Origin of the sequence: Neptunicoccus sediminis (assembly GCF_001719615.1) — a bacterium.
Classification (GTDB): domain Bacteria; phylum Pseudomonadota; class Alphaproteobacteria; order Rhodobacterales; family Rhodobacteraceae; genus Amylibacter; species Amylibacter sediminis.
In genome coordinates this window covers 34,215-58,195 of the sequence record NZ_MDVX01000001.1, presented here as the reverse complement: position 1 = coordinate 58,195, position 23,981 = coordinate 34,215, and the positions used below count along the sequence as shown (strand labels likewise).

Sequence of the window (23,981 nt, the reverse complement as noted above, 5' to 3'; positions counted from 1 at the left end):
GGGATATTTAGGGCCAGAAGAAGGCTCAGGCGATAAAGCCGGTGCGTTCCAGAACCCAATAGGCGGCCATGATTGCGATGGCGGCCGAGGCGGGAACAACGATGCGGCTGTGATACCACGGTTTGTTGCGGAACCAGATGCCCACCGCAAGGAAGCAGATGGCGATCACGGCAAGCTGGCCGATTTCCACGCCGATGTTAAAGGCGATCAGCGCAGGGATGAATTGTGCCGTGGGCAGGCCGAAATCGCCCAGCACAGATGCAAAGCCAAGCCCGTGCAGCAGACCGAAACCGAAGATCAGGATCGGGCGCCATGCGGTAAGCCGCTCGGTAAAGATATTTTCCACTGCGACGAAAACGATAGAGGCGGCGATCAGCGGCTCAACAATGTTGCCAGGTACGTTCACATATCCAAGTGCGCCGAGCGCCAGTGTGATCGTATGGGCCAGCGTGAACATTGTAACCTGCATCAAAAGCGGGCGCAGGTGGGCCGAGAGCAGGAACAGCCCGATCACGAACAGGATATGGTCGAGACCTTTGGGGATGATATGGTCAAAACCCGCCACGATGTAATCCCACACGACCTCTGTGGTGGTTTGCGGGGCGATATTGTCGAGATCCACGGAGGCTGTCGCACCGCTTGCCACGTAATCCGCGATCACCGGATCGACGGTATCGGGCAGCGACACCCGCAGGACGCTATCGCCGTAATCGGCGGGGAAATCCCATGTCAACGTGCCGGACGCCGCGGGCAGGGTCGCATTGTAGGTCAGGGTCGAGACGCGGGCAATTGCGGGGTCTCCGACGGGGGGGATGCTGTGATCCACATAGTTCAGCTCTACCGGCGTGCCATCAAGCGACAGTTTGAGCGTCGGATCAAACGAGGGGCGCAGGGCAGCAAAAGCCTCTGACAGTTCCTCTGGCGCTGTTTCGCGCAGCCGCAGGTATTCTTCCTCACCGGCTTGGGCGTTTTGCGTGTTCGTCTCATCCGCGACGCCCGCGATGATGGCTTCCAGGTTGGTATTGATCGACAGGGTCACTTCGGTGCCGTTCAGGGCCATGTCGATAATCGAAGGGGTGGCTTCATGGGCGCGCAACGGGCTGAGAGAGATAAAAAATGCGGCAAGAGTGGCTATGAGAAGCAACGCGCTATATGGTTTTGGAAAGATCATGAGGGGACTTCTGTTATGAATTGGTTGAAGGCGTGTGCCGTGTTTATGGCATTTGGATTAGCGGGTCCATCACTGGCGCATGAGTATTGGATCGAACCGCTGGATTTCACCGTGGCGCCGGACGGGCGGATGATGGCCTTTCTCAAGGTGGGGTCCGAGTTGAAAGGGTCCACATTTCCCTATATTCCCGCGCAGTTCCAGTCCTTTACTATTACGAACAGTCAGGGCACTTTGGATCACAAAGGAATTGTCGGGGACAGCCCCGCGCTACAAGTGGCAGAGCCTGTGACGGGCTTGAACATCCTTGCCTATCATTCTAACGCGAACCGTTTGACCTATCGTGATCCCGACCTTCTGGAGAAATACCTCAAGGCGGAAGGGCTGGATTTTGTGCTAAAGGCGCATCGCGAAAAAGGCTGGCCCGAGATCGACATTACCGAGACCTATACCCGCAACGCCAAGGCGCTGGTGCAGGTTGGCCCTTATGACGGGGGCCGTGATCAGGTGCTTGGCCTGCCGTTCGAGTTGGTGGTCGAAGGCTCTCCTTATGCACCAGACACGGATCGGGTGCGGGTGCAATTGCTCTGGCAGGGGGAGGCCGTGGCGGACTATCCGATCAATGTGTTCATGAAATCCGGTGACGTGACCACGGGGCGGGTACACACGGATAAGGCCGGATTTGCCGAGGTGGACGTGCCCGAAAGCGGCTTTGTCCTGCTTAACGCAGTTCATATCGCGCGGCCCGAAGCCAAAGATACGCCGTTTTACGAAAGTTTCTGGGCCTCTATGACCTTCGGGCGCTGATCAGCTTTTGCGTTTGAGAAGCTGAAGCAGGAACAGCAGGATCACCGCACCGATGGTGGCGCTGATGATAGAGCCGAGCATTCCGCCCCCGACCGGCAGTCCGATGGCAGGCAGCAGCAGGGTCGCGATGAAAGCGCCAAGGATGCCGATGACGATATTTCCGATCAGGCCAAAGCCGGAGCCTTTGACGATTTTTCCGGCCAGCCAGCCAGCAACTGCACCGACGATAAGAAGGACAAATACGCTTGTAATACCCATAGAGCTTTCCTTTTGTGATGCAGTTACCGTGCCGTGGTTTCTGCCCTGACGCAAGAGATATGGCGCAGTTCGCGGCGCTGGCAACGGTTTCGCTGCCGCCTTGCTATGTCAGGTTTTCCACCGGCGCGGTAAAGCTCCAGCGCAGACCGTCTGTGGCAAAGTCGTGACGGGTTTCGCCCGACGTGGTGCTTTCGAGCAGAAGTCCCGTCACCTGCGAACCGAACCCTGTTCGGGTGGGGGCGGTGACAGGGGGGCCGTTGGTTTCAAGCCAGTACATCTTCAGATCAGGGTTTTCACCAGTGGTGATCTCCCATGTCAGCTTCACCCCGCCGTTCTCTTGTGAGAGGGCGCCATATTTCGCAGTATTTGTCACCAGTTCAAAAATTGCCATCCCTATCGCCTGTGACACGGATTCATTCAGATGCACCGGCGGACCGGAGAGCTTTGCCCGAGTGTCCAGAACATCCTCAAGGTGGGTGAACTGGGCCCGCGCCAGTTCTTCAAGATCCACATGGGTGCTACCGCTGCGGAGCAGAATATCCTGATTGGATGCCAGACTGCGCAGCCGGTTAGAGAAGACCGGAAGAAATTCATCCCCTGCGTGAGACCGCGCGGTCTGGCGGGCGATCACCTCTACGATGGAAAGCAGGTTTTTAGAGCGGTGATTGATCTCGTGAAGAAGGGTTTCAATTTTCGTTTCGGCTTTCTTGCGTTCGGAAATGTCGCTGTACATGGTGACAAATCCCGCGTGGGTCTGGTTCTCGTCCCGTATGGCCGCAAAGCTTCGTTCTACATGAATTTTCTGTCCGGATCTGTGCAGTCTGAGGGTTTCACTGCGCAGGACCTCTCCTGCGATGACGTCGGCAACCCTTTTGTGCAGTTCATCCAGTTCGTCTTCTGGTATCAGCAGCAGGTCGAACCGCTGGCCAAGCACTTCTTCCTTTGAATAGCCAAATAGTTGTTCTGCAGCCGGGTTCCACGCGTGTATCCGGAAGAATCTATCCGACGAGACGATGGCATGGGGGGAAGAGTCCACCAATATACGAAATTCGTCGCTTTCCCTGCGCCGTTCTACCAGTTCGCGTTCAAAGGACTGGCGCTGTTCGTTTCTATAGAGGCAAAAATAGGCCACGCCGAGCTGTCCGTTAGGCCGCTCGGCGTTGACGTAAACGCCAAACCGGCTGCCATCGGGTCGCTCCAGTTCAAGGGACACTTCCGAGAATGCCCCTTCGACGATCAGGATCGGACGGAGGTGGGTTTCAAAGAAGATCCGGCTCGCCCGTGTCAGTATATCCACAAAGCGGGCCCCGCTGACCTGCGCCGCGCTGTCCTGCCCCAGCCACGTCCGCAGGGTCGCGTTGGTTTTGATGATCATCCCGTCACCGTCCATCACCAGCAAGCCACCGGGCCAGAGGTCCAGATCAGAGAGAGGCTGGATGTTTTTGTTCATCGTGCGACAGTCGGTTGCAAATAGGCCAGAATTGCATTGGAGGTTTGCTCCGGAAAACTCATGTGCGGGCAGTGGCCTGTCGCATCCAGCAGGACCTGTTCGCCCTGTTGCAGGTTGTCATTCAGCCATGCGCGCACCGTGTCGGGCACAAGAATGTCGTCGCGGCACTGCAACACAAGTGTGGGTTGCGCAATGTTTTTCACGTCTTCCCGGTGGTCGTTTAGAAAGGTCACGCGGGCAAAGTGTTTGGCAATATCGGGATCGGTCTGACAAAAACTTTCGGTCAGTTTTTCACCAAGCTCCGGGCGCTCGGGTCTTCCCATAATTGCAGGGGCCATATCACTGGCCCATCCAAGATAGTTAACGTCCAGAATGTCGAGTAGACCCAACAGGTCCCGTTCCTCAAATCCGCCTATATAATTGTCGTCGTTCATATAACTTGGCGAGGGACAGATCATAACGTTCTTCGCGATCAAATCGGGGCGCAGGTTTGACGCCAAAGCAATGGTCATGGCGCTGACAGAATGGCCCACCGCAATCACATCGCTAAGGTCGAGTTCGTCGAGGATGTCGATCAGATCCTCGGCATGACCGTCAAGCGTGGCATAGCGGGCGCGGTCATAGTGCTCGATGGCGGACTGGCCATAGCCCATCAGGTCGTAGGTGATAACTTTGAAGCGGGATTCAAAATCAGGCGCGACTTTGCTCCACATGCCGCTGTCACAGCCGTAGCCGTGAAGGAACACAATGGCAGTTTCGCCAGAGCCGGATACTCTGACAGCGCAACGCTCAACTTTGGACATATCCCTCTCCCTAGTTAATCAACCCTTCAAACTGTAACTTTATGAAGTTCTGTGGATGATGTCTAAACCAGACGATGCAGGTACACAGTTGTTAGGCTCTCCCGATACTCGTCCGGTATTTTCTAATGATCACACGCGATTTTCCGACAACTCTCTTTCAGAATAGAAAAGCTGAAGTGGTTTTCAAGGCAGAATATGATGTGACAGGCTGCCATCCGGTTGAAGTTCTTTAGAGTTTTGTCACGGGTTGAGAAGTTCCCAGAAATCCAGCGCGGGGCCGCGCAGACTGTCCTGCTCCTGCTTGATCTTTCGCAATTCCCGCCGGCTGAGCGTATGGGCCGGTACAAAGAACTCAACCCCATCGGGCTGGTTGCGCACGGCATCAAACGGCAGGATGCTGGCCCCGAAACCGCGCCGCACGAAGGACAGGATGGCGGTGGTATTGCGGGCCTCCAGTACACTGGCCACCCGCAGGGCATCGACGGTTGCATCCTCTACCAGATCACACAGCGGGTTAGAGATCAGCGGCTCCAGGCGCAACAGGCTCCAGTCCGACGCGCCTTTGGTGGCAAGATGGGCCTGATGGATGGCACCGCCCTCGGCACAGACAATTCCAAGGTCATCAGACAGGATGCGCACGCCCTCTAGCGGGTCGCCGGGCCTTGCCGAGACAATACCGATGTCGGCCTCGTCCCGATGCAGGCGGGCGCGCACCGCCGCACTGTCCACGTCGCTGATTTCGATGCGCACCTCCGGACGGGCCTTGCGAAAGGCGTCGATCACATCGGGCAGCAGCGCCACAGTCGCAGAGGGCACGGCCGCGATGCGCACGATACCTGCCGTGGACAGGGCGTGGCGGCGGATCGCATCGACGCTGTTGTCAAAGGCTTCGGTGGCGCGTTGGGCTTCCTCAAGCACCAGTTGGCCAAGGGGGGACAGACGGCTCTTGCGGTCGGTTTCAAACAGGGGGGCGCCGACCTCTTGTTCAAACTGGGCCAGCATCATGGAAATGGCAGAGGGCGTGCGCCCCAAAACCGCTGCGGCACCGGATAACGTGCCTTGAGCTGCGACCGTTGCAAAGGTGCGGAGCATCTCAAGCTTTACTGACATTCAATTTTCCTGAAAGAACCTTCAATAAATTCATAGTGACTGAAATCTCTCCGAGGGTCTAGACCAAAGCCAACCAAATAGGAGAGTGTCATGACCGATCGCACGCAACTTTACATTGATGGTTCCTGGACCGACGGGGCCAGCCAGATTGAAAACCGCAACCCCTCTGACACATCCGATTTGATCGGCATGTATGCACAGGCGGATGCCGGACAGTTGGACACAGCGCTTGCTGCGGCCCGTCGTGCCCAGCCGGCATGGTGGGCTGCGGGTATCCAGAAGCGTCACGATGTGCTGATGGCTATCGGTACCGAACTGATGGCCCGCGCCGAAGAAATCGGCCGTATGCTGTCCCGCGAAGAAGGCAAACCGCTGGCCGAGGGCAAGGGCGAGGTTTACCGCGCCGGACAGTTCTTTACCTATTACGCCGCCGAATGCCTGCGTCAGCACGGTGATCTAGCCGAAAGTGTACGTCCGGGGATTGAAATTGACGTGCGCCGCGAAGCGGTGGGCGTGGTGGCGATCATTTCGCCCTGGAACTTTCCTGTGGCCACGCCGTCCTGGAAAATCGCCCCTGCGCTGGCCTTTGGCAACGCGATTGTGTGGAAACCGGCCAATGTGACACCGGCCAGTGCCATTGCCCTGACAGAAATCATCGCCCGTCAGGACATTCCAAAGGGCCTGTTCAACCTTGTGGCCGGACCGGGCCGTGATGTGGGCCAGCGTCTGGTCGAAGGCGGGCAGGTGGATGCGATCAGCTTCACCGGCTCGGTTCCTGTAGGCCGTGGCATTGCCGCTGCTGCCGTGCAGAACATGACCAAGGTGCAGATGGAAATGGGATCGAAGAATCCGTTGATCGTGATGGATGATGCGGAGCTTGATCTTGCCGTGGCCCATGCTGCGGGTTCGGCCTTTGGCGGGACAGGGCAGAAATGCACCGCGGCCAGCCGACTGATCGTACACAGCAGCCTGCACGATGCCTTTGTTGAGAAACTGGTCGCCGCTGCCAAGGCGCTCAAGGTCGGTCACGCGCTAGAAGAAGGCACGCAAATCGGCCCTGTCGTCAGCGAAAGCCAGTTGCGCCAGAACCTCGACTATATCGAAACCGGCAAGAGCGAAGGGGCAGAGCTGCTCTGTGGTGGAGAGCGTCTGGAAATGGCGACCGAAGGTTTCTATCAGGCGCCTGCGGTTTTTGTGAACACGCGCAACGATATGCGGATCAACCGCGAAGAGATGTTCGGGCCGATCACCGCCGTGCAAAAGGTGGACAGCTACGAAGAGGCGCTGTCGGTTGCCAATGACAGCCAGTTCGGTCTGACCGCCGGTATCATGACGACCTCACTGGCCCGTGCCAGCCATTTCCGCGCGAACATGCGGGCGGGAACCGTGATGGTGAATCTGCCAACAGCGGGCACCGACTATCACGTGCCCTTCGGCGGTCGTGGCGCGTCGAGCTTTGGACCGCGCGAACAGGGCACTTATGCGGCCGAGTTCTACACGACGGTCAAAACCGCTTACGTTTCGGCGGGTGAACCGGCATGAGCTATCTGATCGACGGTTTGCAATACGCCAATTGGTCTGAGAAAATCTTTCGCGAGATGCGTGCGGGGGGCGTGGACGCTGTCCACGTCACCATCACTTACCACGAGACCTTTCGCGAAACGGTTCTGGTGATCGAGCAATGGAACCGCTGGTTTGAACAATTCCCCGACCTGATCTTTCAGGGCCGCACCGCTGACGATGTACGCCGCGCCCGTGAAACCGGCCGCACAGCGATCTTTTTCGGGTCGCAAAACCCGTCCTGTATCGAAGATGACATCGGGCTGGTTGAGGTGCTGCACACGCTCGGTCTGCGGTTTATGCAACTGACGTATAACAACCAGTCGCTGCTGGCGTCAGGCTGTTACGAGGATGATGACACCGGACTGACCCGCATGGGCCGTCAGGTGGTGGCCGAAATGAACCGCGTCGGTCTGGTAGTGGACATGAGCCACTCGGGTGAGCGTTCTACCTTTGAGGCGATTGAGCATTCCACCCGTCCCATCACCATCAGCCATGCCAATCCATCCAGCTGGCACGCCGCCCTGCGCAACAAATCCGATGATCTGCTGCGCGCGCTGGGCAAAAGCGGCGGGTTTCTGGGGCTGTCGATCTATCCCCATCACCTGAAAGACGCCAGCCAATGCACGCTCCAGTCATGGTGCGATATGGCAGCGCTGGCGGTTGATCTGGTGGGCGCAGGGCAGGTCGGGATTGGCACGGATCTGTGTCAGGACCAGCCTGACAGTATCGTTGAATGGATGCGGGTCGGGCGCTGGACCAAGGTCATCGACTATGGCGAAGGCAGTGCCGACAATGCCGGTTTCCCGCCCATGCCTGACTGGTTCCATGACAACCGCGATCTGGCGGGAATCCGCGCCGGTTTGCGGGCCGCAGGACTGGATGAGACCACGACCGACGGCGTGATGGGCGACAACTGGTTGAAATTTTTTGAACAGAGCTTCGGGGCGCAATCCGTCCCTTAAGACTATTTTTTCGCGGCCAGCAGGCCATGTGCAATCGCTTTGTGGAGGACTAAGATGAGCGATACGAGTAGAACAACAGGCCAGCCAACCGGCCGGATAGACAAGGCGCTTTTCGCCATCACCGGAGGGTTCATCGCGCTGTTTTGCGCCTATGCTTTCTTTAATATCGAAGGATTGTCCGCACTGGTGGACAGCGCCTTTGCCTTCTCGGCCAAGTATTTCGGCCTTTACTGGCAAATCCTTTTGCTGGCGACCTTTCTGATCGGTCTGGTCCTTTGCGTGCTGCCGGGGTCCAAAACGGTCATGGGCGGTCTTGCCCTGCCAGAGTTCAGCAGCTTCAGCTGGGGCTCCATGATCATGTGTACCCTGCTTGCCGGTGGCGGTGTGTTTTGGGCCGCAGGCGAACCTATCGCCCATTTCCTGTCCACACCGCCCCTGTTTGGCGATCTGAGCGGGGACGTCGAAGCACAGGCCAATGCTGCACTGGCCCAGAGTTTCCTGCACTGGGGCTTTCTGGCTTGGGCGATCCTCGGGTCGCTGACCACTGTGATGCTAATGCATTACCACTATGACAAAGGTCTGCCGCTGGCACCACGCACCCTGCTTTATCCGGTGTTCAAAGAGCGTGCCTTGCACGGGCCGATTGGCCTGATTGCAGATGCGTCCTGCGTGATTGCGGTTGTGGCGGGCACGGTCGGGCCAATCGGCTTTCTGGGGCTGCAACTGTCCTATGGTCTGAACGAGTTGACTGGCATTCCGGATAATTTCACTACCCAGTCCATTGCCATTCTGTCACTGGTTGCGATCTACACCGTGTCTGCGATCACCGGCCTTGCCAAAGGCATCAAACTCCTGTCGCAGATCAATGTTGTGCTTGCTGTGATCCTTCTGGTTTTCATGCTGATTGCCGGTCCCACCACAGAAATTTTCGCCGGCTTCTTTGGCGGTATGCAGGTCTATCTGACCCATTTCTTTGATCTGACCCTTTATCGCGGTGACGCGGCTCTGTTCGGGGATGCAGGCTGGCTGGGCTGGTGGACTGTGTTCTTCTGGGGCTGGTTCATGGGCTATGGTCCGCTGATGGCGATCTTTATCGCCCGTATCAGCCGTGGTCGCTCTATCCGTCAGATCATTCTGACCCTGTCTGTGATGGCACCGCTGATCACCAACTTCTGGTTCACGATCATCGGCGGTTCGGGCATCTTCTTTGAAATCGCGGAACCCGGCGTGATCTCCGGCCCGTTTGAAGGCTTTAACCTGCCTGCGGGTCTGCTGGCGATTACTCAGGCGATGCCTATGGGGATGATTCTGTCGGTGCTGTTTCTGGTGCTGACCATGTGTTTTGTCGCCACCACCAGCGACTCCATGAGCTATGTGATCTCGACCACCATGTCCGACGGCGAACCTTCCAGCGCCATGCGCGCCTTCTGGGGGCTGGCGATGGGTGTGATGGCTCTGATCCTGATCTCTACCGGCGCCGGGGGCATCGGCAAGCTGCAAAGCTTCATCGTTGTGACGGCTGTGCCTGTGTCGCTTCTGCTGTTACCTTCCCTGTGGGACGCCCTGCGGATTACATGGATGCTGGGGCGCAAGCCAACGGCCACGACTGCACCGGTCTGATGCAAACGGTATGGCGCCGGAGGGCGCCATACCTTCACCGAATTTAGGTCTCTGGGGGGAACCGCGATGTCTGTCACACCTTCGATCACCACGCAGGACGTAGCCCGCTACAGGCGTCCCGCAGCCGAGGTGATGCGACTGGCCCGTATGGGATGCGGTCATCCCACACGCTTGTCGTTCCTGCGCGTGATGTTGCGCCGCTTGCGGGGGGCGGATTGGGACATTGACCGTCCGGTCTGGAAGGTGGATGCCAGAGGCGTCGGCCACGGGGTGTACCGCGTGAAAAGTGCCGGACGCACCTATAGCCTTGTTGCCTTCGCCCATGACCTGCCGCCCGAAATGCGTTCCGACAGGGTGATCGCCACCGCTTGGGATGCGACCTTTACCTTGTTTGACGGCGACCCGACAGACGCGGACATCCAAAGGCTGGCGCAAAACGTCCCCTATCAGGAGGCCGGTCGCGTCACATCCAAAGAACTGACGCTGGCCCGTGCCAACCGTTCCGTGCGCCTGTTCAACCATGTGGTTGAGGCGCTTTCACAAGGACGCCAACCCGACGCGGAAGAAATCCGCGCGGTGGGCTATCTGATGCGCACCACAGCGGTCTATGGCTCTGGCAAATTCGGCGCATCAGACCGGATCTATATCGCAGAGCGTCCCGAACTGGCCGCGCCCTTTCAGGTGGAAATGCTGACCGTCTGGCTGATCCGCGCCTTTACAGTGGATATCGTCGAACATATCGCTGCGGCGCGTGGCGGTACACAGGCGGTAACACTGGACCGCGCCACCCGCCGCAGTCTTGGCGTCGGCAATTCCACCGGACTGGGCATGGCGCCGTTTATTGTGCGCCACCCTGTTCTGCTGAACAACTGGATCATGGCCCGCGAAGAAGCGCTGGCACGGGTGCGGGCGCAACCCGCCGCCCGCGCGCAAGCGGTGTCAGACCTGACCCGTGTGCTGCACCTCGCCAAGGAAAACGCCCAGATCTGGCATTCCGAACATCCGGTCCAGACTGCCAAACTGGCAGAGCTGCGCCGCGATCTTTCGCTGATCGAGGACTCGCTTGGCTCTTGGGACTGGACAACAGACCACCCTTGGGATGCGCTGTGGTCTTGGGGGGCTGCGACGCTCAGCCTTGAAGGGCAAGAGACATTGTTGTCCTTGATGCTGGAACCCCACGGCGCGCTGGTGGATGAACTGGCCGATCACATGGGCGCGGATGAGGCGGCGAGCTTTCATATCAACGGGGCCATGACAGTGGCCGCGCTGCGTCAATGTCTGGAAACGGACTACCGCTGGGCGCTTGATATAGACTTTAGCACCCCTGAAAATGTGGCGCGGTTCTGGTATGTTTCCGAAGAAAAACTCGAACCCCGCTTGGGAGAGCGCGCCACTGAAGAAGGCGCTACGCTGGAACAACCCCTGTGTATCGCCCGTCTGATCTCAGAGCTTTACGACACTGTTAAAGATTACGATGCCAGTCAGCCGGTGGCAGCACTTCTGCTGTCCCACCCCGAGCACCGCTACGCCGTCCGGCGGGCCCAGATCGCGCAATCCCACCCCTATGCCGAAGTGCGGGACAATCTGATTGCGGCGGATATGCTGCCAATTGACCTGTTGCGCTGCAAGCTGGCGTTTTTCGGTGCAAGCCAGTTCGATCCCCGCTCTGACAGATGGGTGCGGATCAACCTGTTTGCCGGCGCCCCTTTCCCTGACGAAATCAAGCAGGAGGCCAACGTATGAGCGCCGATCCCCACGACCAGACCCGAGGCGAAACCGCCCCGCAGTTTGCAGGAAACGAACACGCGCCTTTGTCCTGCAACGAAGCGGCAGCGCTTTGTACCAAAGCGGCCCGCGGTGTCGGTATGAGCTGGGGCATGGCCGAAGAAGCGGGGTTTGCCGCTGCTTGGCTGGTGTCCCACGGCATCGACGGCCCGACCCAATTGCGCAGTCATCTGGAACAGGCCGAGGGGTTGGACTGGGAGGATCTGTGCCCTGCTGTGACACCGGGCGCGTGGCAGAACGCGAAAGGGCAGGCGGCCTGTCCGATCATCCTTGGCGCCACACTTTGCGATTACGCGGACCTGCCCGAAGGACCGGCTCCCGAATCCGCACTTTCCCTTGGGCCGGTAAACGCTCCGATCCTGCTGGTGCCGTTTTTGTCGGAACTCGGGCGCAGGAACGATCTGTCGTTTGTGCTGTGTTGGGACGGCGGCCAATTGCGTATCGACGGGGCCGAGAAATGGCTCGATGCGGCGGCAGACGCCTTAAGTGTGTCGCAGCTTTCGCTGACACTGGGCGTAGAGAAAGCCCCCTGCCACCAGCCTTGCCCGACCACAAGTCCCAACGCCCAGACCACTGCTGCAACCGTTGCAGTGCTGAACAAATTTGCCATGCGCACCACTGTGCCTGCCACAGAAGCCTCTCGCGCTGGTGCTGGATCAAACCTCAGTGACAATGATTAACAAAGGACCTGTCATGACACTCTCCCGCCTCAACCCCGGCCCCCGTATGAGCCAGGCCGTCACCATCGGAAACATCGCGTTTCTGGCAGGGCAGGTGCCCGACGACCTGACCGCCGACATCACCACGCAGACCCGTCAGGTGCTGGCTAAACTGGATAAGGTCGTTGCCGATCTGGGTGCTCAAAAGGCCGATATTGCCTCCGTACAGGTCTGGCTGGCCAATATGGACGACTTTCAGGGCATGAACGCTGTCTGGGACGAATGGGTCTGCGCCAAGGCACCACCCGCACGGGCCACCGGCGGCACATCGCTCGCCCGTCCGGGCATGCGCGTCGAAATGATCGCCGTGGTCGCGCTGCCAGAGGTTATGGCCGCCTGATCTGAAAAGTTAACCGGAGATGCAGGAGACTGCATCCCCGGATTCTGGCGACCCCGGCAGGATTCGAACCTGCAACCTGCCCCTTAGGAGGGGGCTGCTCTATCCAGTTGAGCCACGGGGCCGATGCGGGCTTACAGCCATAATTGGGCGGCGGTGGCAAGTCTCAGGGGTGATTTTGATCGGGTTTTTGCCGATCAGGGGAATGGAATCAGCCTGAAACCCAAGGGAACGGATGCTTCGGAAATGCGGCCGGAATGTGTCATCGTCCGTGCAGAGTGTTTCCAAATATACCGACAAATTGGCCAAAACCTGATTTTAGGAAAATTTGGCGCGTTTTTCCAAAATACTTATAAAGTTAACAGAATCCGCGTGTTGGACCCTGTCTGACCGGAAAATCTGCCTTCTCAAAATGAATGAAATTGTTTGTAATCCAGCCTTTATTGTTTCCGAAACGGTGCTTATCCGCCGTATTTTCGCCCCGCATCTCAGGCATATTGATCAAGCTTAAATAGTATTCTGGCCCTTGGGTGATTCCCTCGGACCGTTCTGAGCGCGTATCAGAGAGAGGGGTGTCACATGCTGACGTCATTAAAGAAGAAACTGGTTAATCGCGGGTATAAGGATGATGAAAAAGGGTCCATCATCGTATTCATACTCGTCGTATTTTCGGCAATGTTCCTGGTCGGTGGTACGGCCGTTGATCTTGCCCGTCATGAAAACCTGCGGTCGTCCATTCAGTACAATCTGGATCGTGCGGTTCTTGCAGCGGCTTCGCTGAAACAGACGCAAGACCCCGATGTGGTTGTAAAGGACTACATGTCCAAAGTGGTCACGATTGATGCCTTTACGGTAGACGTGAATTCGATTGTCGCCACCAACGCAAGGACAGTTTCTGCGACGGCTACGGCCAATCTGGATACGTGGTTTCTTTCTATGGCCGGTATCGAAGAAATGCCGATCACCGCGCGCAGTGCAGCTTCCGAACGGATCCCGAACCTCGAAATTTCTCTGGTGCTTGACGTTTCCGGCTCTATGGCTGGCAGCAAGCTGCGCAACCTAAAAACCGCTGCGAAAGAGTTCGTGACGACCATGTTGACCGGTGTGGACCCGGACACTGTTTCGATCTCTGTCGTTCCGTTCAACCACAACGTGACGCCGCCGGATTCGATCTTCAGCAGGTTGAATGTTGCGGTAACGCATACTTTGTCAAACTGTCTGGATTTCTCCGATGCCAGCTTCAGCGAAGTGGCGATTGATCCGACTTCCAGCCTGAAACAGGGCGTGTTTACCGCTTTGTATGGTGATTTTCAGGATTTCAACAGCAGTTATGAAACCTGCATGGGGGAGTCGAAATATGAAATCATGCCCTATGAAAGCAGCGAATCCAATCTGCACACAAAGATTGACAGCCTTGGCACCAGCGGCTGGACTGCGGCACATCTGGGCATGAAATGGGGCCTTGCCCTTCTTGATCCTTCCTTCCGTCCTATTGCCGATGGCCTGATCGCTGACGGTGACATCAATCCGGGCCTGGCTGGAATTCCGGCGGATTACACCGATCATGAGACCCTGAAGGTGATCATTCTGATGGGCGATGGTGCCAATACGTATGAGTTCCGCTTCAAGGATGAATATCGCACCGGACTTTCCGATCTTTGGGAAGTGGTTGAAGAAGAACCAGGCGCGTTCACGCACCTGACCTATTACGGCAGAACCTACACAGGCAGCAAATATGAAAAATACTGCGGCCAGTACGGGATCACCTGCTATTATGGCGATCCGGTCGAGGTGACAAACTTCTATCTGCGCAAGCCCTCCACCGGCAGCCTGTTTGATATTTCGAATGACTCCTGGATTTCTTCTACGACGTTCAATCTGATCAAAACCGCGCTGGGTACGGTTTCTTACCGGCAACTTCCGTGGGATGAAGCCTGGGGCAAAATGCCGGCTGATTATTACGACAACATTACACGGGAAAACGCTTTGAACGATCTGGTAAATGTGTCCAGCCGGAACATGGGCGAGGCCGATACGGTGATGTCATCAGCCTGTACCGCAGCCGAAAACTCCGGGATCATCGTCTACACAATCGGCTATGAGACAAACGACACCACGTCCGGCAAGCTGAAAGACTGTGCCAGCACCGAAAGCCATTTCTATCCGGCTGCCGGAACTGACATTACCACCGTGTTCGCCTCTATCGCGGCGTCCATCCAGAAACTGAAACTGACACAATAATCATAAGCATAAAGCGAGCAGGTCATGTTCAAGTTCATTAACAAACTCAGGGGGTTCCGCGACGACGAGCGCGGATCCTCCACTGCCGAATTTGTAATCGTGGCGACGACGTTTCTCACCGGATTTTTCTGGGTGTTTGAAACCGGTCTCATCATGACCAAACAGATGATGCTGGAGCGGGCGCTCGACATTACGGTGCGGGAGTTACGGCTTTTCGCCAGCCCGCTATATACCCACGATTTTATCAAGGAGGAAATCTGCGATAAAGCACTGGTGTTTAACGATTGCTCGGATACCCTTTTCCTTGAGATGGACCGTTTCAATCCATCCGTGGGCTATGCCAAGAACTACAAATGCTATGACAAGGAAAACGATATAGCACCTGTGACCACATGGTCGCCGGGATCGCGCAACGAGATCGTCTATATTCGTGCCTGCATTATCATCGACCCGCTGATGCCCAACGGCATTGCCCTGTTTCCGGGCACCTCTGAAACCGGCATTCCTCTTGTTGCGGATACTGCCTTTGTGAACGAGCCTGACTGATGCGACTGTTGAAACGGTTAACAAACCGCCTGAATGCCCTGAAACGGGACGAATCCGGTGCGACAATGGTCGAATTTATGTTTATCCTGCCGCTGGTCGCCTTCTGGTTTGCAGGCACATTCACCTTCTTTGATGCCTATAGCACCTGGACCCGTTCGGTGAAGGCCACCTACACGGTGGCGGATATTCTGTCCCGCCAGACAGAGGTGGACGACCAGTACATCAAGGATATGAACACGCTGTTTGCCTCCATTATGGGGGTGGATAGCAGCGATACCTACATGCGGATCTCAAATATCGACAACACGGAAGACGGGCTTGAAATCGACTGGAGCGTTGGCACTGGCACCTATCCCGCGCTCACGCGGAACAAGGATATTCCGCATGAGATATTCCCGAACCTTCAGGTGGGCGAAAGCACCATTCTGATCGAAAGCCACATTCCGTTTGTGCCGTTTCAGGAATACATCGGAATAGAGGCGCGGTTGCTGGTGAAAAAGCTGGTTATGAGCCCGCGGTTTACCTCTAAACTGGCAAATTCGGATCACTCGTCAGGCTGATCACTACAGATTGCAGTGGGACGGTATGATCCCTTACAAGACTGACAAATGCTCCGGCGGTTTGCGACCGCCGGAGCATTATTGCTTTACGGCAGGATGTCTGTCAGCCGCAACAGGGCGATCCGCTCCACCTGTTTGCAAGCGGTTGCCAGTTCGGTGTCGCGGTCGTTGTGAATGCGGGTTTTGAAAGCTGCCAGAATATCGTCCTTGGTCAGCCCTTTGACTGCAATGATGAAGGGGAAGCCGAACTTTCCGGTGTATTCGCTGTTCAACGCCTGAAAGGTTTCCCGCTCTGCATCTGTCAGCGCGTCAAGCCCGGCCGAAGCCTGTTCGGAAGTGCTCTCGGCTGTAAGCTGTTTGGCCGCTGCAAGTTTGCCCGCCAGATCAGGGTGCGCTTTCAGCACGTTAAGGCGCTGTTCGTCACTGGCACTGCGGAACACGCGGCACAGGGCGGAATGTAACCCGATGGCGGTGTTATGGGCGGGGCCAAGCTCCAGATCATGTGCGCCTTCGGCGATCCAGGGGGAATGCTCGAATATGCTGCCGTAATGGGAGACAAACGTCTGTTTGTCCATTTCGGTCGGGCGGATGTCGACGTGGACCGGCGGGTGGTTTTTCTGCCAGTGCCGCGCGATGTCGATTCGACGTGCAAACCAGACATCCTGTTGGGATTTGACGTAATCCACAAAGCGTTTCAGGGACTGGATGCGACCGGGCCGCCCGATCAGACGGCAGTGCAAACCAATGGTCATCATCTTGGGGGCGCCCGCCTTGCCTTCGGCATAGAGCGCGTCGAAATTGTCCTTCAGATAGGTGAAGAACTGGTCGCCGGAGTTGAACCCCTGCGCCGATGCAAACCGCATGTCATTGGCGTCCAGAGTGTAGGGAATGATAAGCTGGTCACGGCCCTCATGTTCCCGCCAGTAGGGCAGATCGTCGTCATAGGTGTCAGAGCAATAGTCAAAGCCACCCTCTTCGGACACGATGTCTACCGTATTGGATGAACAGCGCCCCGTGTACCAGCCAAGCGGACGCTCGCCTGTGACTTCGGTGTGAAGGCGCACGGCTTCTTCCAGATCGGCACGTTCGGCTTCTTTTTCGTAATCCTTGTATTCGATCCATTTCAGACCGTGGGAGGCGATTTCCCAATCGGCGGATTGCATTGCCGCCACCTGATGTGGGGAGCGGGCCAGCGCCGTCGCCACGCCGTAGACCGTGACCGGAATGTCGGCCCCTGTGAACAGACGGTGCAGCCGCCAGAAACCGGCCCGTGCGCCATATTCATACATGCTCTCCATGTTCCAGTGACGCTGCCCCACCCAGGGCTGGGCGCCGACCACTTCGGACAGGAAAGCCTCGGATGCGGCATCCCCGTGAAGCAGACAGTTTTCGCCGCCCTCTTCGTAGTTAATCACAAACTGAACCGCGATTTTGGCATCGTTCGGCCAGTTTGCGACAGGCGGATTTGGGCCGTAGCCCTGCATATTGCGTGAATATCGGTTCATGATCAGACTTCTTTTTGGTGTTTCTTTGCCAAACTATACGAAAATGCCAGTCAGGTTTATCAAAAAAAGATTGAAACTGCTGTTCTGTTTGGCCGCAGAAATGCCTTTGCGCCACCGCCTGCGAGGTGGTTGAATAGGCAGCAGGGTTTCAGGTTTGCACAGAAAGGGCACGGCATGGCTGGATGGCTATCGACACATGTTTTGGACACAGCACGCGGGGTTCCCGCCGAGGGCATCAAGATCGCGCTCTATCGTCTGTCCGGTACGGCGCGGGAACTGGTGGTTGAGATGGCAACCAATGACGACGGTCGCACAGATGCGCCGATCCTGCCTTCTGACAGTTTCAAGACCGGAACCTATGAACTGGTGTTTTATGCCGGGGACTATTTGCGGGCCTGCGGCGTGGCCGCGGGGGAGGTTCTGTTTCTGGATGAAATTCCGATCCGGTTTGGCATGGATGATGCAGATGCCCACTACCACGTGCCGCTGTTGCTAAGCCCGTTCGGATATTCCACCTATCGCGGCAGCTAAGCGCACGGGGCAAGGGAGTGCTGGTCAAGGTGCGGAAATCTGCGTAAGCCTGCGCGGAAATGTTCTGTTGCCTGACGGTTGCCCGATGCCCTTGCCCATCCCCCGAAACGCGGAAGAGATCACGCCGGACTGGTTGTCCGACGCGCTGGGCCGGAGCGTAGCATCCTGCACGGCGCAGCGCATCGGACAGGATGAGAGCTTTACCGGAGGGAGCCTGATCCGGCTCGGGGTGGCGTGGGCCGGTTCGGGCGGGCCTGCAACAATCATCGCGAAACTATCGGCCAGGCGGCCGGAGTTTCGCAAGGCACTGGCGCAGGCAAACCGGCGGGAAGTCGGGTTTTATAGGTCCTGTGCATCGGGGCGGGATCTGCCTGTGCCGCAGTATTTATATGCGGATTTTGACAGGGCGTCAGGGCAGAGCATCACGCTGCTGGAGGATTTTCCAACGGCGCGGTCTGTAGATTTTGTAAAGGGGTGCCCGCTGGAGGATGCCCATTCGGTAATCTCCGCGATGGCGCGGATTCACGGAGAATTTTGGGGCGTTGGGGCGGCGCAATCCGGTTGGTTGTCGGAATTCGATTTCCCGCAGTGCTGGGCAGACTATCCTGCGCGACTGGCGGAAATACTGCCGCAACAGAACCTGCCCCACTGGTTCCGCAGGCTCGGGGACGCACTGGCGGTACAGCCGCAGCGGTTCGCACAATTGCTGGGGCAGGGGCCGCAGACCTGCATCCATCGGGATTTGCAGGTGGATAATGTGCTGTTCACACCAAAGGGCGCGGTTGTGCTGGACTGGCAATTTACCGGGCGCGGCAACGGGGGTAGCGATCTGGCATATTTCCTCATCAGCTCTTTGGCGCCGGCGCAGCGGCGGGCGGGTGAGACGGATCTGATTCGGCACTATCACAAGCAATTACAGGCGTCCGGCGTGTCCGGTTTTAGCCTGCAAGACTGTCATCAGAATTATGTTGTAGGTGCGCTGGGAAAGCTGTTTCTGACGGTCGTTGCAACGGTGTTGTTCGACAATTCCAGCGCCCATAAGCGTGCGTGGCGTGATGCGGATTTGCAGCGGTTGCTGGCATTTTGCAGCGATCACGCGGTCTCGCCGGAATTGCTTGCGGCGTGGGAGTGACCCCTGACGCAAAGTGCTACGGGATGCGCTGTCACAGGATGTATCACCCTGCAATTATGAAGCTTCATATCTGCAGGGTCTTAATCTCGTTTCTTGAAGGATCACAATAGCTTGCGATTTTCGCGGAATCCTTTGCAACGAAAAAGGGCGCCGTTTCCGACGCCCCTTTGCCTGTGCTTTTGCGCTTGTCACTTGGCGGCGAACAGCTCTGCGTAATCCTCTCGCAGCGCCTTTTTTTGCACCTTACCCATTGTGTTGCGCGGCAGTTCGGGCAGCACAATCAGCTTTTGCGGCTGTTTGAACCGCGCCAGAGACGTGCCAACGCTGGCCTTGATCCGGTCAAGATCAAGCTCCACCCCCGCCCGTGGCACCAGAATCCCTACAACAGTCTCGCCAAAGTCGGGATGGGGCACGCCGATGACAGCGCTTTCCAGCACACCTTCCTCTTCGTCCAGCAGCAGTTCGATTTCTTTCGGATAGATGTTGTATCCGCCCGAAATGATCAGATCCTTGTTGCGCCCGACAATCTGCAAATAGCCGTCCGCATCGAACTGCCCCAGATCGCCCGTGATGAAAAATCCGTCCTCGCGCAGTTCTTCGGCGGTCTTTTCCGGCATCTGCCAGTAGCCTTTGAACACATTGGGTCCGCGCACTTCGATCTGGCCGATCTCGCCTTGGGGCAGGATCTCGCCGGTGTCGGCATCGGTGATTTTCACCTCCACACCCGGCAGGGCAAATCCGACCGTTCCTGCGCGGCGTTCCCCGTCATAAGGGTTGGAGGTGTTCATATTGGTTTCCGTCATGCCATAGCGTTCCAGAATCCGGTGGCCGGTGCGGGTCTCAAAGGCCACATGGGTTTCCGCCAGCAGGGGGGCAGACCCGGACACGAACAGGCGCATATGTTGAGCCAGATCCTTGGTGAACCGCGCATCATCCAGCAGACGGGTGTAGAAAGTCGGCACGCCCATCATGGTGGTCGCATCCGGCATATGCGCGAGAATCTGGTCCAGATCGAATTTTGGCAGAAAGATCATCTGCCCGCCGGCAAACAGGGTGATATTGGTCGCCACAAACAGCCCGTGGGTGTGGAATATCGGCAAGGCGTGCAGCAGCACATCCTGTTCGGTAAAACGCCATTCTTCCGCCAGTGTTTTCGCATTGGACATCAGGTTGGCCTGTGTCAGCATCGCCCCTTTGGAGCGTCCGGTGGTGCCCGAAGTGTAAAGGAAAGCGGCCAGATCATCCTCGCCCCGCGCCACAGTGTCAAAGCGCACCGGATGCTCAACCGCTTTGGTGGTGAATGATCCGCTGCCGTCGCCATTCAGGGTTTCCAGTATGGCGTTGGCGGCTTTGGCAACGCTGTTAAGATCACCTGCGCGGCTTTCATCGCAGAGCAAAACGCGGGCACCGCTGTTTTCGACAAAGTAAGACACTTCTTCGGCGGTATAGGCCGTATTCAGAGGCAGAAAAATGATTCCCGCCTGCACACAAGCGCAATAAACCGCGAGCGATTGCGGCGATTTGGCAATCTGGACCGCAATTCTGTCGCCCGCCTTTACGCCAAGATCGGTCAGCAGGTTGGCGTATTGCGCAGCGGTTTGCAAAAAACCGTCATGGGTGATGACCGTGCCGTCCGCCAGCCGCAGAAACGGTGTGGTCTTGCCGCGATGCTTGCCGAAAAAAGTGTCGTACAGCGGGTTGTTCATGGTCGGTCTCCTGTCCTGATCGCAGATCCGGCGGCCGCCATCTGGCGCACCTCGCCCGAGGCTACGACGGTTTTCTGTCCTACGAATTGCTCGTGGTTTTGCGAAATTTTCTGAATATCGTAAAGGTAATTTACCATCGTCCCGCCCGATTGTTTCAGCCCGTTGGCCGAGGTATCGGCCCCCGCGTGAACCTTATGCACCATCGCACCATTGCCCAGATGGAAGCGGGCGACCGGATCATAGGGCATACCGTCCGACCGTTTCGCTTCCAGCAGGTAATGCGCCGCAGTTTCCGCCGGATTTTCTTGTGCAAGTTTTATGTCTGCATTCTGGTTTTCCAGCCAGCCGTTCAGCGCGGGAATGGGCGAAAGGGTTACAAATGTAGACAGGCCGGGCAGTTCCTGTGACAAATCCGAAACCACCTGTTTGATCAGAGAGTTGCCAAAGGATATTCCTGCAAGGCCCGTCTGACAGTTGGAAATCGAATAGAACACGGCCGTATCCGCGTCTTCAGCCTCTATCGTTGTGCGGCCATCGGCCAGCAGGTCTTGAACAGAGTCAGGGATGCCCCGTGTCAGGGCGACCTCAACAAAAATCAGCGGCTCTTCGGCCATTGCAGGGTGGAAAAAGCCGAAGCAGCGTCGATCGGTGGGTTTCAGGCGGCGGCGCAGGTCGTCCCAACTGTCAATCGCATGGACCGCTTCATAGGCGATGATCTTTTCCAGAATATCGGCAGGACTGCTCCAGCTGATCGGGCGCAGCACCAGAAAGCCGCGGTTAAACCATGAGGAAAACAGATGTTTGAAATCCACGTCCACCGGCTCTAGCGCGGGGTCTTTGCGCATCAGCTTTAGCAGGTCGTTTCGCATGGCCACCAGTTGCGCCGTAGCACCGGGCACCTGATTCATCCGACGTGCAAGTTCTTGCCGGCGGGGTTCACAAGCCGTGGCGAAATCGCGGTAGCTTTGCTTGGAAGGCGCGGCTTTATAGGCGTTCAGCGTTGAGACAACGGTATCCGGATCAATCTCCAGACCCTTGGCCATAAAGGTGAAAAACTGGTGTTTTTCATCCGGCGTCAGGCGGGCGTAGCGGTCCAGAATGCTCCGCGCCAGTGTCGCACCCGAGACTTCTCCCTGACTGCTAAGCAGGGCCTCGGACAAATCCTCCAAGGACCGCCCGTCCGCATCTTTCAGAAGGCCGCGCTTGTAGCGTCTTTCAAAAACGGTCGCGACCATTTCAGAGAAAAAGCTCATCTCGCGACCCCCATCACCGCATCGGGCAACCATGTGGCAAGGCCGGGAAACAGGCACAGCAGGATAATCGCCAGCACCATACAGCCCACATAGGGCAGAGACCCCATCAGAATGGTCTTGAGCGAAATTTCAGGCGCGATGCCGTTGATCACGTAAAGGTTCAGACCCACCGGCGGGGAAATCAGGCCGATTTCCATATTGATGGTTAGTACAACCGCGAACCAGATCGGATCAAAACCGGCAGCGGTGATAATCGGCAACAAGATCGGCGCGGCCATCAGGATCACCGCAACGGGTGGCAAAAAGAAACCCGCGATCAGCAGAAAGACGTTCACAGCAGCCATCAGAACCCAGCGGTTCACTTCCAGCGTGCCGATCCATTCGGCAATGGACTGGGTGATGAACAGGCTTGACAGCATATAAGAAAACACACCGGCGGCGGCGATGATGAACAGGATCATCACGCTCTCCCGTGTGCTGTCCCGCAGAACCACCCAAAGGTCTTTGGGATTCCACAACCTGTAGATCACCATGGCGATGACCAGACACAGCAGCGCCCCGACAGCCGCAGTTTCGGACGGTGTCGCAACGCCGCCGTACATGGCGTAAAGCACCCCCAGAATGATCAGCAGAAATGGCAGCACACGGGGCAGGATTTCCAAGCGTTCCTTCCACGAATAGCTGCGGGTGCTGAGCAGGGATTTATTGCCCGACGCCCAAGTGGAATAAAGCGACCAGATCATGAACAGCAGCACCAGCATCAGCCCCGGTATAACGCCCGCCAGAAACAGCCGCCCGATAGAGGATTCCGTGGCGATGCCATAAACGATCATCGTGACAGAGGGCGGGATCAGGATGCCCAGCGTGCCACCTGCCGCAATGGAACCGGCGGCCACGCCGTCAGGATAGCCCCGTTTGCGCATTTCAGGGATGCCCATCTTCCCAATCGCGGCACAGGTGGCAGGGCTGGAACCGGACATCGCAGCAAACAGCGCACAAGCCCCGAGGTTGGAGATCACCAGACCACCGGGCAAGCGGGTCAGCCAGCGCTCCAATGCCTCATACAGATCGGCGCCTGCGCGGGTTGAGGCGATAGAAGAGCCCATGATGATGAACATCGGGATCGACAGCAGTGCAAAGTTGTCAAGTTTGCCAAACAGGATTTCCGGCAGCAGTTCAAGCGAGCGGACGCCGTCAAACACCAGCAGAAACAGGGTCGAGACCAGCAGCAGGCCGATGGCAACAGAGACGCCGGAAAACAGGATAAGAATAGTGGAAATGGCAACAATAGCGCCGAGGATCAAAGGGTCCATTCAGCTGTCCTCCAGTCCGAAAGGTTGATCGATTTTAAGGATGACAGCCACAAGATCGGCAATCAGTTGCAACAGGAAAAGGGCAAAGCCTACGGGCAGCGCCATATAGGGAATCCACAGACGCACGCCCCAGATCGTGTCGGACTTCCAGTTACGCTCATACGCGAGATGCCAAAACTCGAACCCGTACCACAGCATGACGCAAACCATCGCAATGGTCAGGCTGAGCGTGCAGATACACAGAACAAACCGTGCCCTTTTCGGCAGGGCCAGCGGCACCAGATCCACATTCACATGACCACGCAATCGCTGCACATAGGGCAGGCCGATCAGCGTCGCGGCAATGGCCAGATAGATCACCGCTTCGGTCTGCCAGACGGTGGAACCGTTCAGCACAAAGCGCACGACAATCATCTGACAGGTGATCGCAACAGCGGCGACAATCATCGCGGCAGAGATCCAGCCGGACAGGGTGGAGAGGGCGGCAACAGCGCGCAGAAAAGCATTGCTGCCCGTCTGGGATGTCGCAGCAGAAGGGGTATGGCCAGCCATGTAAAGCGTCCTTGCGTTATGTGGGGCGATCCGGAGAGGTCTGTGTGTCAGGCAGCGAAC

22 protein-coding genes and 1 tRNA gene are annotated in these 23,981 nt (G+C 57.2%); 12 read left to right on the top strand and 11 right to left on the bottom strand.

Features of this window, described 5'->3' with window-relative positions; all coding sequences use genetic code 11:
* Positions 1–25: 25 nt before the first annotated feature.
* Complete coding sequence (locus BFV97_RS00285; protein WP_069298326.1) at positions 26–1,171, bottom strand: HupE/UreJ family protein; 1,146 nt, start codon at positions 1,169–1,171, stop codon at positions 26–28.
* A gap of 45 nt (positions 1,172–1,216) precedes the next feature.
* On the opposite strand from BFV97_RS00285, the gene BFV97_RS00280 reads away from it, so the two are divergent.
* Positions 1,217–1,975 carry a DUF4198 domain-containing protein gene (locus BFV97_RS00280; protein WP_157888244.1) on the top strand — a complete coding sequence of 253 codons (759 nt, stop codon included), beginning with the start codon at positions 1,217–1,219 and terminating at the stop codon, positions 1,973–1,975.
* Here BFV97_RS00280 and BFV97_RS00275 read toward each other — a convergent pair whose 3' ends face one another.
* The 4 genes from BFV97_RS00275 to BFV97_RS00260 all read right to left on the bottom strand — a co-directional run bounded on the left by BFV97_RS00275 (position 1,976) and on the right by BFV97_RS00260 (position 5,596).
* Positions 1,976–2,233, bottom strand: a complete 258-nt coding sequence (locus BFV97_RS00275) for a GlsB/YeaQ/YmgE family stress response membrane protein (RefSeq protein ID WP_069298324.1) — start codon at positions 2,231–2,233, stop codon at positions 1,976–1,978.
* Between the two features lie 103 nt (positions 2,234–2,336).
* On the bottom strand, positions 2,337–3,683 hold the full coding sequence (locus BFV97_RS00270; RefSeq protein WP_069298323.1) for a sensor histidine kinase: 1,347 nt from the start codon (positions 3,681–3,683) through the stop codon (positions 2,337–2,339).
* A complete protein-coding gene (locus tag BFV97_RS00265) occupies positions 3,680–4,486 on the bottom strand; it encodes an alpha/beta fold hydrolase (protein WP_069298322.1) in 807 nt (268 codons plus the stop codon). Before BFV97_RS00265 ends, BFV97_RS00270 begins: the two co-directional genes overlap by 4 nt.
* 240 nt (positions 4,487–4,726) lie before the next feature.
* A complete protein-coding gene (locus BFV97_RS00260) occupies positions 4,727–5,596 on the bottom strand; it encodes a LysR family transcriptional regulator (RefSeq protein WP_069298321.1) in 870 nt (289 codons plus the stop codon).
* Positions 5,597–5,686: 90 nt separating this feature from the next.
* Here BFV97_RS00260 and BFV97_RS00255 point away from each other — a divergent pair, with 90 nt between their 5' ends.
* The 6 genes from BFV97_RS00255 to BFV97_RS00230 all read left to right on the top strand — a co-directional run bounded on the left by BFV97_RS00255 (position 5,687) and on the right by BFV97_RS00230 (position 12,585).
* Positions 5,687–7,138 (top strand): aldehyde dehydrogenase family protein, encoded by a 1,452-nt coding sequence (locus tag BFV97_RS00255; RefSeq protein WP_069298320.1) that lies wholly within the window; start codon positions 5,687–5,689, stop codon positions 7,136–7,138.
* Positions 7,135–8,121, top strand: coding sequence for a membrane dipeptidase (locus BFV97_RS00250; RefSeq protein ID WP_069298319.1), 987 nt, complete (start codon positions 7,135–7,137; stop codon positions 8,119–8,121). Before BFV97_RS00255 ends, BFV97_RS00250 begins: the two co-directional genes overlap by 4 nt.
* Before the next feature lie 54 nt (positions 8,122–8,175).
* Complete coding sequence (locus BFV97_RS00245) at positions 8,176–9,741, top strand: BCCT family transporter (RefSeq protein ID WP_069298318.1); 1,566 nt, start codon at positions 8,176–8,178, stop codon at positions 9,739–9,741.
* A 66-nt stretch (positions 9,742–9,807) separates the two neighbouring features.
* On the top strand, positions 9,808–11,484 hold the full coding sequence (locus tag BFV97_RS00240) for a hypothetical protein (protein ID WP_069298317.1): 1,677 nt from the start codon (positions 9,808–9,810) through the stop codon (positions 11,482–11,484).
* Positions 11,481–12,206 (top strand): DUF3726 domain-containing protein, encoded by a 726-nt coding sequence (locus BFV97_RS00235; protein WP_083225433.1) that lies wholly within the window; start codon positions 11,481–11,483, stop codon positions 12,204–12,206. The genes BFV97_RS00240 and BFV97_RS00235 overlap by 4 nt, the downstream gene beginning before the upstream one ends.
* A 13-nt stretch (positions 12,207–12,219) precedes the next feature.
* A complete protein-coding gene (locus BFV97_RS00230; RefSeq protein WP_069298316.1) occupies positions 12,220–12,585 on the top strand; it encodes a RidA family protein in 366 nt (121 codons plus the stop codon).
* Positions 12,586–12,630: 45 nt separating this feature from the next.
* Here the strand turns inward: BFV97_RS00230 and BFV97_RS00225 are convergent.
* Positions 12,631–12,707 (bottom strand) — tRNA-Arg (locus BFV97_RS00225).
* A gap of 454 nt (positions 12,708–13,161) precedes the next feature.
* On the opposite strand from BFV97_RS00225, the gene BFV97_RS00220 reads away from it, so the two are divergent.
* From BFV97_RS00220 to BFV97_RS00210, 3 genes are read left to right on the top strand one after another with little or no spacing between them, the layout of a single operon-like run.
* On the top strand, positions 13,162–14,823 hold the full coding sequence (locus BFV97_RS00220; RefSeq protein ID WP_069298315.1) for a VWA domain-containing protein: 1,662 nt from the start codon (positions 13,162–13,164) through the stop codon (positions 14,821–14,823).
* A 24-nt stretch (positions 14,824–14,847) separates the two neighbouring features.
* A complete protein-coding gene (locus BFV97_RS00215; RefSeq protein WP_069298314.1) occupies positions 14,848–15,369 on the top strand; it encodes a TadE/TadG family type IV pilus assembly protein in 522 nt (173 codons plus the stop codon).
* Positions 15,369–15,929: a TadE/TadG family type IV pilus assembly protein gene (locus BFV97_RS00210; RefSeq protein ID WP_069298313.1), complete on the top strand. Its 561-nt coding sequence runs from the start codon at positions 15,369–15,371 to the stop codon at positions 15,927–15,929. Before BFV97_RS00215 ends, BFV97_RS00210 begins: the two co-directional genes overlap by 1 nt.
* An 86-nt stretch (positions 15,930–16,015) precedes the next feature.
* Here BFV97_RS00210 and puuE read toward each other — a convergent pair whose 3' ends face one another.
* Entirely contained in the window at positions 16,016–17,434 is a 1,419-nt protein-coding gene (gene puuE, locus BFV97_RS00205; protein ID WP_069298312.1) for an allantoinase PuuE, read from the bottom strand.
* Positions 17,435–17,608: 174 nt separating this feature from the next.
* On the opposite strand from puuE, the gene uraH reads away from it, so the two are divergent.
* Both uraH and BFV97_RS00195 read left to right on the top strand, forming a co-directional pair.
* The gene (gene uraH / locus BFV97_RS00200; RefSeq protein ID WP_069298311.1) at positions 17,609–17,965 is read left to right on the top strand and encodes a hydroxyisourate hydrolase; all 357 of its coding nucleotides are present in this window, start codon (positions 17,609–17,611) and stop codon (positions 17,963–17,965) included.
* 85 nt (positions 17,966–18,050) lie between these two features.
* Entirely contained in the window at positions 18,051–19,097 is a 1,047-nt protein-coding gene (locus BFV97_RS00195; protein WP_069298310.1) for an oxidoreductase family protein, read from the top strand.
* A 188-nt stretch (positions 19,098–19,285) separates the two neighbouring features.
* On the opposite strand, the gene BFV97_RS00190 is transcribed toward BFV97_RS00195, so the two are convergent.
* Genes BFV97_RS00190 through BFV97_RS00175 form a run of 4 tightly spaced genes read right to left on the bottom strand, consistent with a single transcriptional unit; the run spans position 19,286 to position 23,921 of the window.
* Complete coding sequence (locus tag BFV97_RS00190; RefSeq protein ID WP_069298309.1) at positions 19,286–20,803, bottom strand: malonate--CoA ligase; 1,518 nt, start codon at positions 20,801–20,803, stop codon at positions 19,286–19,288.
* The gene (locus tag BFV97_RS00185) at positions 20,800–22,056 is read right to left on the bottom strand and encodes a malonyl-CoA decarboxylase (RefSeq protein ID WP_069298308.1); all 1,257 of its coding nucleotides are present in this window, start codon (positions 22,054–22,056) and stop codon (positions 20,800–20,802) included. Before BFV97_RS00185 ends, BFV97_RS00190 begins: the two co-directional genes overlap by 4 nt.
* Positions 22,053–23,369: a TRAP transporter large permease gene (locus BFV97_RS00180; RefSeq protein WP_069298307.1), complete on the bottom strand. Its 1,317-nt coding sequence runs from the start codon at positions 23,367–23,369 to the stop codon at positions 22,053–22,055. The genes BFV97_RS00185 and BFV97_RS00180 overlap by 4 nt, the downstream gene beginning before the upstream one ends.
* The gene (locus tag BFV97_RS00175) at positions 23,370–23,921 is read right to left on the bottom strand and encodes a TRAP transporter small permease (RefSeq protein WP_069298306.1); all 552 of its coding nucleotides are present in this window, start codon (positions 23,919–23,921) and stop codon (positions 23,370–23,372) included.
* Positions 23,922–23,981: the final 60 nt, after the last annotated feature.